Here is a 13419-nt window from a genome sequence, read left to right as displayed (position 1 = left end):
GGCGGGCGGGCGCGCGGCTCAGTCGTCGCCCCAGCGCCAGCGCGGCGGCTCGCCCTTGAGCCAGCAGATGCCGACGAGCACGAGACTGAGCAGCGCGACCACCACGACGAACCCGGCCATGTGGCGTTGCGGCGCGAACGCGTGGAGGGTCGCGCCGAGCAAGGCGAAATAGCCGATCAGGACCAGCCAGCCTTGCCAGCGGGTGGGCAATCCCCAGCCCCAGCCGTAGCGTTTGGCGGGGAACCAGTAGTCGCGGGTGGATGGCATGGGGTTGATCCTTGTTGCGGGGTTTTGCGGCATTGTCGCGTGTTGCGCGCTGCTTCGCAGGTTCGCCGTGTGAATCGGCTGTCTGGGCGCTTGCAGTAATTTTTAAAAAACTACTGCAAGCGCGCATCGCATGATTTGCAGTAAAATTAAAAAAATTACTGCAATTTCTCCCGACCATGCCCGGCTTCCCCCTCTATCAGCGGCACGATCAAGCCTTCTGTTCCCAATACGCGAACGTCGAGCAGGGCGCCGCCGCCCAGCCGCGCGTCCTGGTGGGCGCGCCCGGCACGATTATCGAGCACGATCGCGGCAAGGCCGTCTACTACTACCGCCAGTTCATGGACGCCGAGGGCAAGCGCCAGCAGCTCAGCATGGGCGGCCCCAAGGGCGACGCCGAAGCCGATGCCCGCGCGGCAGCCGTGGCGCAGCAGATCGAGCAGGCCAAGGATCTCATCGGCCGAATCCGGGAACTGGCGAAGCTCGGTTTCCAGATCGCCGACAACAAAACCTACGCCACCATGGCGGTGCTCTACAACTACGGTTTGTTTCAGGCGGGCGCGGTGCTGGTGGGCTCGCACGCTTACGCCGTGCTGCTCAACAGCCTGGGCATCAAGGCGATCGCCTACGAAACGGAAGATATCGATATTGCCCGGGCGCGCCAGCTTGCGTTGCAGAATGTGCCGTCGGGCGGTCTGCTCGACATCCTGCGCGAAACCGGCATCGATTTCGTACCGGTGCCGCCGTTCAACCGGGGCGATCCGTCCACCTCGTTCAAGCAGGCGGGCAAGACACGTTTTCACGTCGATCTGCTCGTGCCGTCGCAGGACGATACGTTTCCAACCATCGCTGTACCCGAACTCAGCGCGCACGCCAGTGGCATGCCGTATCTCGCTTATCTGCTCGGCCAGTCGCATATGGGCACGCTGATATCGCGGCATGGCGCGGTGCCGGTGCGTGTGCCGGACCCGGCGCGTTTCGCGATCCACAAGATCCTCGTGTCGCGGTTGCGCACCCAAATGCTCGTCAAGTCGCAGAAGGACGTCGAGCAGGCCTGCGTGCTGCTCGCGATGCTGGGCGAGCATCGCAGCGGCGATATCGAGACGGCCTGCGCGGATCTGCCGAAATCCGCGCGGGCGCTGGTGCGCCGCGCGCTGCCCGAGGTGCGACGGGCGCTCGAAGCGCACGACGGCGCGCTGGCGGAGTTCGAGGAAAGCATCGGCGCGTAACCCGGGAAAGGCTTCAACCGCCACTGCCGTGAAAAGCGATCGGAAAAGCCGCTGAGACGATCGGGCATGTTGTTGACACTGCCCGGCATTCGCGCCGGGCGCGCCCGCGCCTAAAGTCACTCCATCGACGGCGGCCTTCGCTGCCTCAAGTGTCAGGAGTGAAGTCATGAACGCATGGATGACAAAACATGAGCCGATGCCGGCGGGTTTTTTCGGCATCGCGGTCGGGACGCTCGCGCTGGCGGGTGCGTGGCGGGTAGCCGCTAAGCTCTGGGAAGTGCCGGCCGCCGCCGCCATGGCGCTGACGGTGCTGGGGGTGATCGTGTGGGCCGCCGTGATGGCGATGTACGGCGTGAAGTGGATCGCCCATCGCGAGGCGGCGCGCAAGGAATGGCAGCATGAAGTGCAATCGTCGTTCGTGGCGCTCGCGCCGGTATCGACGATGCTGGCGGCGCAGGCCGTCAAGCTCTGGTCGCATGACGCCGGTCTCGCGCTGTTCGCGGCAGGTGCGATCAGCCAGGTCGCCGTGGGCGTGATGCTGCACGGCCGACTCTGGCAAGGTGGCCGCAATGGGGAACTCGTGACCCCCGCGCTCTATCTGCCCACGGTCGCAGCGGGTTTCGTGGCGGCGGCAACGGCGGCGGCATTCAACTTGCCCGAGCTGGCGCTGATGTTTTTCGGTAGCGGCGCGCTTTCGTGGCTCGCCATCGAATCGAAGCTGCTCAACCGCGCCGCGCTCGCCGCACCGACTGCGCCGGCCCTGCGCCCGACCTTTGGCATCCAGCTCGCGCCGCCGGTGGTGGGGGGCGTTGCCTGGATGGGGATCATGAGCAGCATGCATGTGTCGCTGACGGGCGCCGCTGGCATCGTGGCTTACGCGCTGCTTGGTTACGGGCTGTATCAAGCGATCTTGCTGCTGCGTCTGCTGCCGTGGATTCGCGTCCAGGCCTTCACGCCGTCGTATTGGGCCTTCAGCTTCGGTGTCGCGGCGCTGCCGACTCTCGCGATGCTCATCGCCCAGCACGGTGGCCCGCTTTGGGTGCATGAACTGGCTTTCGCGCTGTTCGTGGCGGCTACGGGTGTGATCGGTCTGCTGTTCGGCAAGACGGCTGCGCTGCTCTGGGAAGGCAAGCTGCTGCCGCTGCGGGCGATGCAATAGGCTCAACGAAGCGCTGTCGAGAAAGGCCTCACCGTTGGGTGAGGCCTTTTTTACGTCATGGCGATGCGATGGCTTTATTGCTGCTGTTGCTTTTGCAGGTACTGGCGCACGTCGTCGATCGACACGCGGCCGGTATGGGCCGTGTCGATCTGGTCGAAATGCTGGGAGATATAGCCAAGGCCATTGCTCTGCGCCTGCGCCTTCGTGAGCGTCGCGCCCTGGCTCAACACCGTATTCGCCCCCATGCGCGCTTCGATGCGCTTTTGCGCTTCCTGCTGCAATTGCGTGCCCGTCGAAGGCGTCACGGGTTGGGGACGGTTAGCCGGGAAGAACGGGCCGTCGACGCCGTGCCCGCCCTTGGGCAACTGGACTGGCGCGACGGACTGGGTTGCCGCCTGCGCCGTGCCGATCACGGCAACGGCCACGATGAGCGGCGCGATGCGCCACAACTTGTCGGATGGATACATGTTCGCTCGCCTTCAAAGAGGGGTTTCGGATAGATCAGATCGTGCAGCTGCCGGCCTCAAGGTTCGATCGCGGCTTGCGCCGTCGCGGTCGGCGAAGCGGCGGGGCTTTCGTCGGGCCACGGCGCGGGCAGCGTCCACACCGAAAGCGCGAGCGGTATCGGCTGGCCGGCGTAATACTTGACGAGATCGCTCTTCATCTTCGGGCGCGCGGTGTCATCCAGATAAATCATATGTCCGCCCGGGAAGAAGTTGACCTGCAGATTCGCGTTCAGACCGGACACGGTTTGCAGACGTGCGAGCTGTTTCTCGGTATTGAAGAATGGCGTGGCGAGATCGTGATAACCGTTCTCCGATAGCACCTTCAACTGCGGATTGAGCGTGATCGCGCCGAGCAGATCGGGCAGCGTGTCGGGAAGCGGCTGGCCATCGTGCGAGAAGTCCCAGACATTGATGATGTTGTCGTTGAGCGGCATGAAGGTGGCGTTGGGCGCGGTATAGCCGAGGTAATCCGGCAACTGCGTGGCCAATGCCGTGGTGAACGGCTGCGAGATCAGGATATCCGAGGGATCGCCATCGGATTGCAGGCGCGGGTCGGAATTCGGCAGCGAGACGCGTCCGTCATAACGGCCGATGGTGGTGCCAGGAATCAGCGAGTAGGTGAAGCCATTCACGTTGAAGTAGCCCTGCAAGGCCTGCAAGGTCAGGCTCGAAGGCCAGCGCCATGAATCCAGCGTGCGCGCGGGCGGCAGCACCGGCGTACCCAGTGCGTTGGGAATACCCAGTTGGCTGAGCGTCCACGTCTGCGCGTACTTCTTGAAGTGGTTGTACTGGCCCGTGGCGAAGATTTCCGATTGCAGCGCGAACAGTCCCTGATCGATCAAGGGCGGCGAGACCTGATTGAAATACGCGGCCACCTCCGCATAGCCCGGGTAATAGCCCGCGAGCGTGTCGGTATCCAGTTGCAGGCCGGCGGTCGAATTGGTGATGGCGGTGGCTTCGATCGCATCGGCATAGTAGTTCAGGATCGACGACTGCAGCACGATGCCGGTGAGCGGTACGCCCGCTGTTTCGAGCGCGAGCGCGAGCATGTCGGTGCGCGGCGTGCCATACGATTCGCCGTAGAGATAGAGCGGCGAACTGCTGCGGTTATTGACGGCAATATAGCGTTCGATGAAATCGCGTATCACGCCAACGTCGGGATCGCAGCCCCAGAACTTCTGGTTGGTGTTGGGCAGGATCGCTTCGGAAAGACCGGTGCCCGGCGGGTCGATAAACACCATATCCGTGGTGTCGATCAGGCTGTCCGCGTTATCGACGACGGGGAAATTCGGCCAGTTCGTCAGCAGCGGGTCGGGCGTGGCGACGCGCGTGGGCGCGAACGAGCCCAGCCGCAGCCAGATCGACGACGAACCCGGGCCGCCGTTGTAGATGAAGGTGACCGGACGCGGCGATCCATTGGTCGATGGCGCGGTATAGGCGACATAGGACAGAGTGGCTTCGGGATTGCCATTGGCATCCGATGCCGTCAAATGCCCGGTCGTCGTCGTGTAATTGATGGTGGTCTTGCCGGATTTCCATTGGTAATGCATGACAGCGGCTTTTTCCGCGACTTGCGAAGCCGGAAGGCCGTCAGTGGCATTGGGCGAATAGGCAACGGGGTCGGTATAAGGCTGATTGGCGCTGGCGCCGGCATTCGATTGCGATGCATTCTGCTCAGTGGCCGCGACCTGTTTCATCGCGGTGGCCGAAGTCCCGGAGCCGCTATCGCCGCCTCCGCATCCCGTCAGCATCAATATTGCCGCCATCAACGCGCCCGGCACGGCCAGGCGGCCCAATGATCGGGCGCGGCAATTGCTAATACGGCTGTCCGCATTCATATCTGTCCCTGTGGATGATGAATACCGCATGCAGAAAATCCGCGTTCGCCAGACGTGACGATTTAAAAAGACAAAGCAAATCCACGCCGGCGCGCTGCGGCTGACAATTAACTTTCCATAACCGACATTTTTAATACAATTTGTTGCGGTGAAAATTAATCAGGATGCCTATAAAAAAGGACAAGAAAAAAGACAAAGGGAAGCCCCTGAAGCCAGAAAGGCCTCTGGAGATTCCCCGTGGAAAGATTTGGTAATGAAAAGATGCAGAGGAAAAATAGAGGGTGTTGCAGTGCTTTGTCAAACACTTTTACACGCTATGCGGCATGGATAAATGGATGGCTTTATATGGCATTTAAAGCCGGTCCATAAAATTCGAAAAATAAATCGGGAAAAATACGGTATCCATTTTTTTTGCGTGTAATTGCATATGCAATTAAAGCGATGCAATGGACAGGGTGAAGCGGCAAGCGTGGGATTGCCCGCTATCACGTGTTTCGCGCGTTGAAGTGCGTGAGACGCGCGAACGACAGCGGGCAGGAATTGGCGGCGCGCAGGGACGCGCCGCGCGCAGGCTTTAGTAGTGAACCACGGTGCGGATCGACTTGCCTTCGTGCATCAGGTCGAATGCTTCATTGATGCCCGCGAGGTCCTTCGTGTGCGTGACGAAGGGCGCGAGCTCGATCTTGCCGCTCATGGCGTCTTCGACCATGCCCGGCAGTTCCGAGCGGCCCTTCACGCCGCCAAACGCGGTGCCCAGCCAGCGGCGGCCCGTGACGAGCTGGAACGGACGCGTGGAGATTTCCTGGCCCGCACCCGCCACGCCGATCACCACCGACTGGCCCCAGCCGCGGTGCGCGCATTCGAGTGCCGCGCGCATGACGTTGACATTGCCGATGCACTCGAAGCTGTGATCCACGCCCCAGCCCGTCATCTCGACGATCACTTGCTGGATGGGCTTTTGGTGATCTTTCGGGTTGACGCAATCGGTCGCGCCGAAGGCCTGCGCGAGTTCGAACTTGCTGGGATTGGTGTCGACGGCGATGATGCGGCCGGCCTTCGCAAGCTTCGCGCCCTGGATCACGGCAAGACCGATACCGCCGAGGCCGAACACGGCCACGGTATCGCCTTCCTGAACCTTGGCGGTGTTCTTCACGGCGCCCAGACCCGTGGTCACGCCACAGCCCAGCAGGCAGACCTGTTCCGGGTTGGCATCCGGATTGATCTTCGCAAGCGAGACTTCGGCGACCACCGTGTATTCGCTGAACGTCGAGCAACCCATGTAGTGATAGACGGGCTGACCGTTGTAGCTGAAGCGCGTCGTGCCGTCCGGCATCACGCCCTTGCCCTGCGTGGCGCGTACGGCAATGCACAGGTTGGTCTTGCCGCTCTTGCAGAACAGGCATTCGCCGCATTCGGCAGTGTAGAGCGGGATCACGTGATCGCCAGGCTTCACGCTGGTCACGCCTTCGCCCACTTCAACGACGATACCCGCGCCTTCGTGGCCCAACACGGCGGGAAAGAGGCCTTCGGGATCGTCGCCGGAGAGCGTGAAGGCATCGGTGTGGCATACGCCGGTGTGGGTGATCTTCACCAGCACTTCGCCCTTGCGGGGCGGTTCGACGTCGATCTCGACGATTTCGAGGGGCTTGCCCGGCCCGAATGCAACGGCTGCACGTGATTTCATAGCAATCCTCGTGAAAAAACAAAAGGGTCCGGGCCGCTCGGGCGGCTACCGGCGCGGGTCAGTCGATCATCGAAACAGCATCAACGAAGATAGGAACGCACAAGCGAAACGACTTCGTCAATGGATTTTCTGGAATTGTCGTCAGAGGGCGCGAGGCCTGAGAATTCCGCGCGCAGATGGCTTTCAAGCACGCCCGCCATCAAGCCGTTGATGGCGCCGCGCATGGCCGCAATCTGCTGGAGAATGGGCCCGCAATCCGCGCCTTCTTCCAGCGCGCGTTCGAGCGCGTCCAGCTGGCCGCGCACGCGGCGAACCCGGGCCAGAACACGCTTTTTCTCTTCGACGGTGTGGGGCATGATGGCTCCCGGTCACATACTGGACGGGAGTATGCCATAGTACTGTGGGGGAGTATGGGACGGCGGCCCGGCCGGCGAGCCGCGGGATTGCACATCTGCTTAGCTGGAGCGGCTCGCGCGGTCGCCCAGCAGCCAGTCGATCGAGATCCTGCCCGGACCCCATGCGGCGATGCCCAGCGCCATCGCGGCCCAGGTGATGTGAATGGGCCAGCCGTCGGGGACGGTCAATTCGATGATGCAGGTCATCAGGAACAGACCCGCCGCCGCGAAACGCGTGCCCAACCCCAGCACCAGCAGCACGGGGAAGCCCACTTCGCCGCACGCGGAAAGAAACGCGAACACAGCGGGCGCGGGAAAGGGATACGGGCCGCCCGGCAGGTGAAGCTGGAACTCGTCGGTGAACAGCGTGATTGCCGTATCGTTGAGATGCAGGAAACCGTGCCATTTGAGGATGCCGGAACGCCAGAACGGCACGGCAAGCGCAAGACGCAGCACGAGTTGCACCAGCCAGGGCTGGGCGAGCGCTTCGATCGCATGCCGGGCGCGCGCAATCGCATTCGTGACAAAGGCCTGCGCGGACGGCTTGAGTTCTTGCTGGGTCGACATCATGATGGGGCTCCGGAACGGATCGCGGTGAATACACCGGCGGTAATCATCGCTTGCAGATTAATATGGATATCGAACGATTCGTTGTCTTGCAGCGCGGCTTCCACTGCTGCGCCCAGCGGCACACCGGCTATCAGCGCCAGCAGGAACGCCGCGCCACCGGCGGGCAGTTGCGAAACGATCACGTCCTGATCGGGGCGCGTGACGAGCGCGTCCTGCGCGTCGCTGGCATGGAGCGGCTCGACCGGCCCGTCCTTGCGGTTCATGGCGAAAATCGATACCGCCGGATAGCGCGAACGCACGATGCGCGCGGCCGGGTGAGCGATAAACCGAAGCTGCGCAAGCGATCCGGCGTCGACGGCGGCGAACGCCTGCGTCGTCAACGGCGCGGCATCGGCTGCATGGTACGCATCCAGCCATGCGCGATCGATGCGCGCGGTATCCGCGAGCCAGGGCATGTCGCGTGCGTATTGATACGATTCGATAAAGCCTGGAAAATCCCTGCCGTATTCGAACAGCAGCGGCGAGTTCGGCGGTGTTGCGCGCACATGAAAGCGCGCCATGGCGCGAAAGAATTCGACGCCGGTGATGCGCTGTACAGCCGGATAAATGGCGGCCAGCGCATCGATCAAGCTCACCGTCACGTTGTTGCGATAGACGTTGTAGCGCTTGACCACGCCCTTGTCGTGCGATGCGATGACGTCGGCGGGCGCGCTCAGTGCAGGATCGAACAAGCCGGGGGCGAATGCGCCCGCATACGCTGAGTGCTGTTCAGCTTGCATGGCAAACGCCCCCGTCATACGCCGTGACGACGCGTGTCATGACCTGCCGCGCCGCTTCGGCCTGCGCGCGCAAGACGTCCCAGTCGGGCAGGTCGCTGTCCCATTCGATTAGTGTCGGCACGGTGCCGATGCGGGAAATCACCTCGCGATAGAGATCCCACACACGATCGGCAACGGGGCGATCGTGACTGTCGATAAGCAAGGGCTGGTTCTCGTCGTCGCGCTGTTCGCTGTGACCGGCCAGATGGATTTCGCCCACGTATTCGAGCGGAAACGCCGCGAGATACTTATGCGCCGAAAAGCCGTGATTAACCGCCGAAACGAAAACGTTATTGACGTCCAGCAACAGCCCGCATCCGGTTCTCTGCGCGACTTCGCGTAGAAAACCGGTTTCGCTCATCGTCGACGACGCGAACATCACATATGTCGAAGGGTTTTCTAGCAGGATTGTGCGGCCAATTGCGTTCTGCATCTGGTCGATATGCGCGCATAGATGCGCGAGCGTTGCGCGGTTATAGGGCAGCGGCAGCAGATCGTTGAAGAAACTGCCACCGTGCGAAGACCACGCGAGATGTTCGGAAACGAAGGCCGGTTCGTAGCGTGCAACCAGATCGCGAAAACGCGCGAGATGGGCCGTATCCAGCGCATCCGGGCTGCCCAGCGACATGCACACGCCATGCAGGGAGACCGCATGGCGCTCCCGGATGGAAGCGAGCGCACGATGCGGCGGGCCGCCCGCGCCCATGTAGTTCTCGGCATGGACTTCGAAGAAACCGTCTTCGAATCCGTCATCGAGGATCGCGCCCAGATGCCCGTGCTTGAAACTCGTGCCGACGAGGGCGGGACGGCCTGACATGGGCCATACCCTTGATCGGAAGAAGTCGCTCATGATCGTCCCGCTCCTTGTCGTGCCTGAACGATCAGGACTTCATCGGCGTGAGCGAGCCGTGGCCGCCGCCCGGCACCTGGATGCTGGTGCAGGTGCCGCCCTGCACGAACTTCCACGAGTTGCCCTGGAAGTCCATCGCGGAGGTGCCCTGGCAGGTCGTGCCTGGCCCCGCGGCGCAGTCGTTTTGGCCTTTTAGCGCGACGCCATAGCACTTTTCCTTGTGTGCGGCGATGGCGGCGCTGGCCTCTGCCTGGGTGAGCGGCGCGGCGTGAGCGGCGGACGCGAGCAGGCTTGCGACAGCGCCAACGAGCAGCGCGGCATTGACGTTGAGCTTTGCGGACATGAGTGTTCTCCGGTGGTAGAAGTAGGTGGTATCCGTCGCGGATACAACAGCTAATTCGCCCACGCCGCGCCAGCGGTTACAGCGCAGAAATGAGTTTTTTGCGGCAGGGGCGGCCATGCCCGCCGCTCTCGATGAGCGCGGTTCCGTGGCGTCGCGCGTGCACGAGCATGTCGCGCTCAATGCGATGACACACGAGAGTCGGATCGTCCACGGCGTACGACGACTCCGCAACATCGCCGCGAAACTCCATCAAGGCGATCAGCGGCATGATCGTCGCGCCGTTTGCGTGAGATCGATTATTTGATTGCAGACGTGCGCGGGACAGAATTCGAACGTTAGCAAGCGTGGCAAGGTTTATAAACCGCGAACTGTACTCCCTTGAGCAAGGCCGCAGTGTGATTCATCGGACGCATTGGCGGCCACTACTATTCAGTGTGGACGCCAGAGCGATTAAACCCGACGAATGAGCCGCCAATTCATTGTATCGGGTCGAAATGGATCATTTTCATCATGCCGGTGCTAGCATGCGATGACACGCGATTGACTCGCGCTGCATTCGTAGTTCGCTCGCTTGCGCATGACAGAATGATCGTATGAATCTGGCCTGACAATTCACCCTTGAAGGGAAGACAGACGATGCACCAAGTCAGTATCGACCATGCCTGGCAATACACGCTTACGCTGCTGGGCGGCGGCTCCGTTCTCCACGATGGCGCGCATGACAAGGCCTGTCATGCCACGAACGGTTTCTCACGATCGACCCACGCCGACATCATGGACGCCGTTCCCGCCCGGCGTGCCAATCTGGCTTTCGTCGAGGTCTGCAAGGACAAACTCATATCGGTGTCATGGAGCGATCCCACCAGCGGGCACTACACCGAGCAACTCTGGCGCCTGTGCATCGCGCGAAAACGCGGACAATGCGCGCTCACGGGCGGCGATATCCAGCGCGGCGACAAAATCTACCGGCCTTTCGTGCGTGGCACCACCCCCATCAACGCGGATTGGGCCGTACTCGCTTCGGCGCTGGAAATCGAACCGGACGAATAAGGCGTAGTCCGTAAAAAAATCCCCAAAGCGGGGGGACTTTGGGGATAGCGGAGGCCCTGCTATGGACGTCGCGCAATTTGCGCGACCGGGGCGATATTACCTGCGCCTGACCTGGGAACGAAGGGCCTATACGCCGATATCAATTATCGGCTGCTTTACCGCACTCAATGTCAGCCACCGGTCACTGGCGGAAAGAACGCAACTTCGCTGTCCTGCCGAACGCAAAGCGTGTCGACCAACGCCTGGGCAACCATCTCATGATTCACGGCCACGCGCACGGGGCGCGCCGTATCCAGCGCTTGCGCGGTGCGCGGATTACGCGCAATCAACTGGGCGCGCAGATCGCCAACGCTGATCTGCGGCGCGTCGATCTCGATCACTTCCTCGGCTGCGCCGATCTGTTCGCGGATGCTCGCGAAATATTTGATGGTGATTTTCATAGTGCCTTGAAGCGATAACGCCCTCAGCCGCCGACCAGCGACATGCGTACCGTGGGCCAGCGCTTGCGCTCGCCACTGCGTCGCCGGTCAGCATTGAGTTCCGAGTACTGGTCGTCGCGCGCGTTCCAGCGCGCGTTGATGGCGTCGATCAATTGTTCACTGGAAACGGCGTCTCCCAGCCACGGTTTCAGATCGGCGCCCTGCTTCGCGAACAGGCAGGTATATAGCTGCCCATCCGCGGATACGCGCGCCCGCGAACACTTGCCGCAAAACGGCTGCGTGACGCTGGCGATAAAGCCCACGGTGCCCGTTCCATGGGCCAGGCGGTAGTTGACCGAGGTCGACGATTCATCGGCGCTGCGCAGCGGCAGCAGCGCGAATTCGCTTTCGACGATCTCCCGCATGTTTTGCGCGGTAAGCACAGTCGAATTCGACCAGCCTGCCGCGCCGCCTACGTCCATGAATTCGATGAATCGCATGGCGATATCGGTGTTCATGAAGTGACGCACGAGCGGCAGGATCTGGCTGTCGTTGACGCCGCGCTCGATCACGGCGTTGACCTTGACGGGCGCGAGGCCGACCGCCTGGGCCTGTTCGATGCCGTCGAGAATGCGCGCCACTGGCATGTCCACATCGCTCATGCGGCGAAAGATGGCGTCGTCCAGCGCGTCCAGGCTCACCGTGACGCGCGAAAGCCCCGCATCGCGCAGGCCGCGTGCACGCGCGGCGAGCAAGGAACCGTTGGTCGTCAGCGCGATATCCAGTGGCTTGCCGCTCAGCGTCTTCACGCCCGCAAGCCGTTCGATGAACGACTCCAGCCCGCGCCGCAGCAGCGGCTCGCCGCCCGTGATGCGGACCTTTTCGACGCCAAGCGCCACGAAGGCGCGCACGAGCTTCATCATCTGGTCGAACGAAAGACGCTCGGAAGCCCGCAGGAATGCGTAGTTGGCGTCGAACACGTCGCGCGGCATGCAGTAGGTGCAGCGAAAATTGCACTGATCGATGACGGACAGGCGCAGATCGCGCAGCGGGCGAGCGAGTTCGTCGCGCGCGGGCGCAAAGGTGATGGCTTCAGCAATGGCGTTCACTTTCTTTCCCGGAGCCGTGGCGAACCGTAAAAATGGGGAGGTCGCGCGCCCTGAGCGGTCGCGAAACAAGGTTCGGACGATCGGGCGAGCTTGCAGATTCAAGCATAGGGGCGCGTCACGGTCTGCCTGGTGCACAGTCCGTGACGGATTGAAGCAGTACAGTTGAAAACCGGCGTCTCAGTGATAGCCGTGGTCGCCTTCGCGGACCTTGCCCCGGAACACGCGATACTGCATGGCGTTGTAGACCAGAATGACCGGCAGCACGATCACCGTGCCGACCAGCGCGAACAACTGGCTCGAATGACTCGACGACGCTTCCCAGATCGTGAGCGAAGGCGGAATGATATACGGCCAGATGCTGATGACCAGCCCCGTATAGCCCAGAAAGCAGATCGCGAGCGAGAGAAGGAAAGGCATTGCCTCGTGGTTCAGGTTCAGCGAGCGATAGATGCCCCATACGCACAGCACCACGAGAATCGGCACCGGCAGGAAATAGCCCAGATCGCCGCTCAAAAACCAGCGTTGCCGTACGGCGGGCAGCCCCAGCACGGTCCACAGGCTCACGATGGCAATCGCCAGCAGCAGGATGGCAACGAGCGGGCGCATGACGAAGCGCATCTTGCGCTGCAGTTCGCCGTCCGTTTTGAGGATCAGCCAGCCGCAGCCCAGCGTGGCATAGGTGAGCAGCACGCCAATGCCGCAAAACACGCTGAACGGCGAAAACCAGTCGAACGGATCGCCTGCGAATTTATCGTCGACGATCTTGATGCCTTGCAGCAACGAGCCCAGCGTGATGCCCTGGCACATCGCCGCAAGCGCAGAACCGCCGATAAACGCCAGATCCCACGCATGCTGCGTGCGCGTGGCCTTGGAGCGCAATTCGAAGGCCGCGCCGCGAAAGATCAGGCCTACCACCATCAGAATGAGCGGCATGTAATTGGCGGGCAGCAGCGTGGAATACACCACGGGAAACGCGCCATACAGGCCCGCGCCGCCCAGCACCAGAAAGGTCTCGTTGCCGTCCCAGACGGGCGCGACCGTATTGAGCATGACGTCGCGCTCGCCTTTGCCTTCGAAGAACGGAAACAGCAGCCCGATGCCCAGATCGAAACCGTCGAGCATCACGTAAATAAACACGCCGAGGCCGATGATGCCGGCCCAGATCACAGGAAGGTCGATTTGCAT

Annotated in this window: 16 protein-coding genes; 3 read left to right on the top strand and 13 right to left on the bottom strand. The window is 62.0% G+C overall.

The features are described from left to right. Positions 1 to 18: 18 nt before the first annotated feature. Positions 19 to 267 (bottom strand): hypothetical protein, encoded by a 249-nt coding sequence (locus F4827_RS20565; protein ID WP_183726507.1) that lies wholly within the window; start codon positions 265 to 267, stop codon positions 19 to 21. Positions 268 to 443: 176 nt separating this feature from the next. Between F4827_RS20565 and F4827_RS20560 the strand changes: the two genes are divergently transcribed. Together F4827_RS20560 and F4827_RS20555 are read left to right on the top strand one after the other, a co-directional pair. Continuing rightward, positions 444 to 1493, top strand: a complete 1050-nt coding sequence (locus F4827_RS20560; RefSeq protein ID WP_183726505.1) for a GSU2403 family nucleotidyltransferase fold protein — start codon at positions 444 to 446, stop codon at positions 1491 to 1493. Positions 1494 to 1659: 166 nt separating this feature from the next. Next, positions 1660 to 2652: a dicarboxylate transporter/tellurite-resistance protein TehA gene (locus F4827_RS20555; RefSeq protein ID WP_183726503.1), complete on the top strand. Its 993-nt coding sequence runs from the start codon at positions 1660 to 1662 to the stop codon at positions 2650 to 2652. Between the two features lie 74 nt (positions 2653 to 2726). Here F4827_RS20555 and F4827_RS20550 read toward each other — a convergent pair whose 3' ends face one another. The 9 genes from F4827_RS20550 to F4827_RS20510 all read right to left on the bottom strand — a co-directional run bounded on the left by F4827_RS20550 (position 2727) and on the right by F4827_RS20510 (position 9924). Further along, the gene (locus tag F4827_RS20550) at positions 2727 to 3119 is read right to left on the bottom strand and encodes a 2-oxoglutarate dehydrogenase (protein WP_183726500.1); all 393 of its coding nucleotides are present in this window, start codon (positions 3117 to 3119) and stop codon (positions 2727 to 2729) included. A gap of 56 nt (positions 3120 to 3175) precedes the next feature. Further along, a complete protein-coding gene (locus tag F4827_RS20545) occupies positions 3176 to 4996 on the bottom strand; it encodes a S10 family serine carboxypeptidase-like protein (RefSeq protein ID WP_183726498.1) in 1821 nt (606 codons plus the stop codon). Positions 4997 to 5570: 574 nt separating this feature from the next. Continuing rightward, a complete protein-coding gene (locus F4827_RS20540) occupies positions 5571 to 6680 on the bottom strand; it encodes an S-(hydroxymethyl)glutathione dehydrogenase/class III alcohol dehydrogenase (RefSeq protein ID WP_183726496.1) in 1110 nt (369 codons plus the stop codon). An 80-nt stretch (positions 6681 to 6760) separates the two neighbouring features. Next, complete coding sequence (gene frmR, locus F4827_RS20535; RefSeq protein ID WP_183726494.1) at positions 6761 to 7036, bottom strand: formaldehyde-responsive transcriptional repressor FrmR; 276 nt, start codon at positions 7034 to 7036, stop codon at positions 6761 to 6763. A gap of 99 nt (positions 7037 to 7135) precedes the next feature. Further along, positions 7136 to 7642, bottom strand: coding sequence for a DoxX family protein (locus F4827_RS20530; protein WP_221303757.1), 507 nt, complete (start codon positions 7640 to 7642; stop codon positions 7136 to 7138). Further along, positions 7642 to 8424 (bottom strand): DNA-binding domain-containing protein, encoded by a 783-nt coding sequence (locus F4827_RS20525; protein ID WP_183726489.1) that lies wholly within the window; start codon positions 8422 to 8424, stop codon positions 7642 to 7644. Before F4827_RS20525 ends, F4827_RS20530 begins: the two co-directional genes overlap by 1 nt. Further along, complete coding sequence (locus tag F4827_RS20520; RefSeq protein WP_260175336.1) at positions 8414 to 9280, bottom strand: DUF692 domain-containing protein; 867 nt, start codon at positions 9278 to 9280, stop codon at positions 8414 to 8416. The genes F4827_RS20525 and F4827_RS20520 overlap by 11 nt, the downstream gene beginning before the upstream one ends. A gap of 64 nt (positions 9281 to 9344) precedes the next feature. Further along, entirely contained in the window at positions 9345 to 9656 is a 312-nt protein-coding gene (locus tag F4827_RS20515; RefSeq protein ID WP_183726485.1) for a DUF2282 domain-containing protein, read from the bottom strand. Between the two features lie 76 nt (positions 9657 to 9732). Next, entirely contained in the window at positions 9733 to 9924 is a 192-nt protein-coding gene (locus F4827_RS20510) for a hypothetical protein (RefSeq protein ID WP_183726483.1), read from the bottom strand. A gap of 368 nt (positions 9925 to 10292) precedes the next feature. On the opposite strand from F4827_RS20510, the gene F4827_RS20505 reads away from it, so the two are divergent. Further along, on the top strand, positions 10293 to 10706 hold the full coding sequence (locus tag F4827_RS20505) for a DUF3331 domain-containing protein (protein ID WP_260175335.1): 414 nt from the start codon (positions 10293 to 10295) through the stop codon (positions 10704 to 10706). Between the two features lie 170 nt (positions 10707 to 10876). On the opposite strand, the gene moaD is transcribed toward F4827_RS20505, so the two are convergent. The 3 genes from moaD to cydB form a co-directional block, all read right to left on the bottom strand. Next, positions 10877 to 11146 (bottom strand): molybdopterin converting factor subunit 1, encoded by a 270-nt coding sequence (gene moaD, locus F4827_RS20500; RefSeq protein ID WP_183726480.1) that lies wholly within the window; start codon positions 11144 to 11146, stop codon positions 10877 to 10879. 23 nt (positions 11147 to 11169) lie between these two features. Next, positions 11170 to 12234: a GTP 3',8-cyclase MoaA gene (gene moaA, locus F4827_RS20495; RefSeq protein WP_183726478.1), complete on the bottom strand. Its 1065-nt coding sequence runs from the start codon at positions 12232 to 12234 to the stop codon at positions 11170 to 11172. Positions 12235 to 12411: 177 nt separating this feature from the next. Continuing rightward, the gene (gene cydB, locus F4827_RS20490; protein ID WP_183726476.1) at positions 12412 to 13419 is read right to left on the bottom strand and encodes a cytochrome d ubiquinol oxidase subunit II; all 1008 of its coding nucleotides are present in this window, start codon (positions 13417 to 13419) and stop codon (positions 12412 to 12414) included.

It is taken from the genome of Paraburkholderia bannensis, assembly GCF_014200455.1.
Classification (GTDB): domain Bacteria; phylum Pseudomonadota; class Gammaproteobacteria; order Burkholderiales; family Burkholderiaceae; genus Paraburkholderia; species Paraburkholderia bannensis_A.
This window is presented reverse-complemented; position numbering and strand designations above follow the sequence as displayed.

What these genes read in the sequence shown, in the direction of transcription:
- F4827_RS20565 (WP_183726507.1), bottom strand. Translation starts at nt 267, where the DNA reads ATGCCATCCACCCGCGACTACTGGTTCCCCGCCAAACGCTACGGCTGG.
- F4827_RS20560 (WP_183726505.1), top strand. Translation starts at nt 444, where the DNA reads ATGCCCGGCTTCCCCCTCTATCAGCGGCACGATCAAGCCTTCTGTTCC.
- F4827_RS20555 (WP_183726503.1), top strand. Translation starts at nt 1,660, where the DNA reads ATGAACGCATGGATGACAAAACATGAGCCGATGCCGGCGGGTTTTTTC.
- F4827_RS20550 (WP_183726500.1), bottom strand. Translation starts at nt 3,119, where the DNA reads ATGTATCCATCCGACAAGTTGTGGCGCATCGCGCCGCTCATCGTGGCC.
- F4827_RS20545 (WP_183726498.1), bottom strand. Translation starts at nt 4,996, where the DNA reads ATGAATGCGGACAGCCGTATTAGCAATTGCCGCGCCCGATCATTGGGC.
- F4827_RS20540 (WP_183726496.1), bottom strand. Translation starts at nt 6,680, where the DNA reads ATGAAATCACGTGCAGCCGTTGCATTCGGGCCGGGCAAGCCCCTCGAA.
- frmR (WP_183726494.1), bottom strand. Translation starts at nt 7,036, where the DNA reads ATGCCCCACACCGTCGAAGAGAAAAAGCGTGTTCTGGCCCGGGTTCGC.
- F4827_RS20530 (WP_221303757.1), bottom strand. Translation starts at nt 7,642, where the DNA reads ATGTCGACCCAGCAAGAACTCAAGCCGTCCGCGCAGGCCTTTGTCACG.
- F4827_RS20525 (WP_183726489.1), bottom strand. Translation starts at nt 8,424, where the DNA reads ATGCAAGCTGAACAGCACTCAGCGTATGCGGGCGCATTCGCCCCCGGC.
- F4827_RS20520 (WP_260175336.1), bottom strand. Translation starts at nt 9,280, where the DNA reads ATGTCAGGCCGTCCCGCCCTCGTCGGCACGAGTTTCAAGCACGGGCAT.
- F4827_RS20515 (WP_183726485.1), bottom strand. Translation starts at nt 9,656, where the DNA reads ATGTCCGCAAAGCTCAACGTCAATGCCGCGCTGCTCGTTGGCGCTGTC.
- F4827_RS20510 (WP_183726483.1), bottom strand. Translation starts at nt 9,924, where the DNA reads ATGCCGCTGATCGCCTTGATGGAGTTTCGCGGCGATGTTGCGGAGTCG.
- F4827_RS20505 (WP_260175335.1), top strand. Translation starts at nt 10,293, where the DNA reads ATGCACCAAGTCAGTATCGACCATGCCTGGCAATACACGCTTACGCTG.
- moaD (WP_183726480.1), bottom strand. Translation starts at nt 11,146, where the DNA reads ATGAAAATCACCATCAAATATTTCGCGAGCATCCGCGAACAGATCGGC.
- cydB (WP_183726476.1), bottom strand. Translation starts at nt 13,419, where the DNA reads ATGCAAATCGACCTTCCTGTGATCTGGGCCGGCATCATCGGCCTCGGC.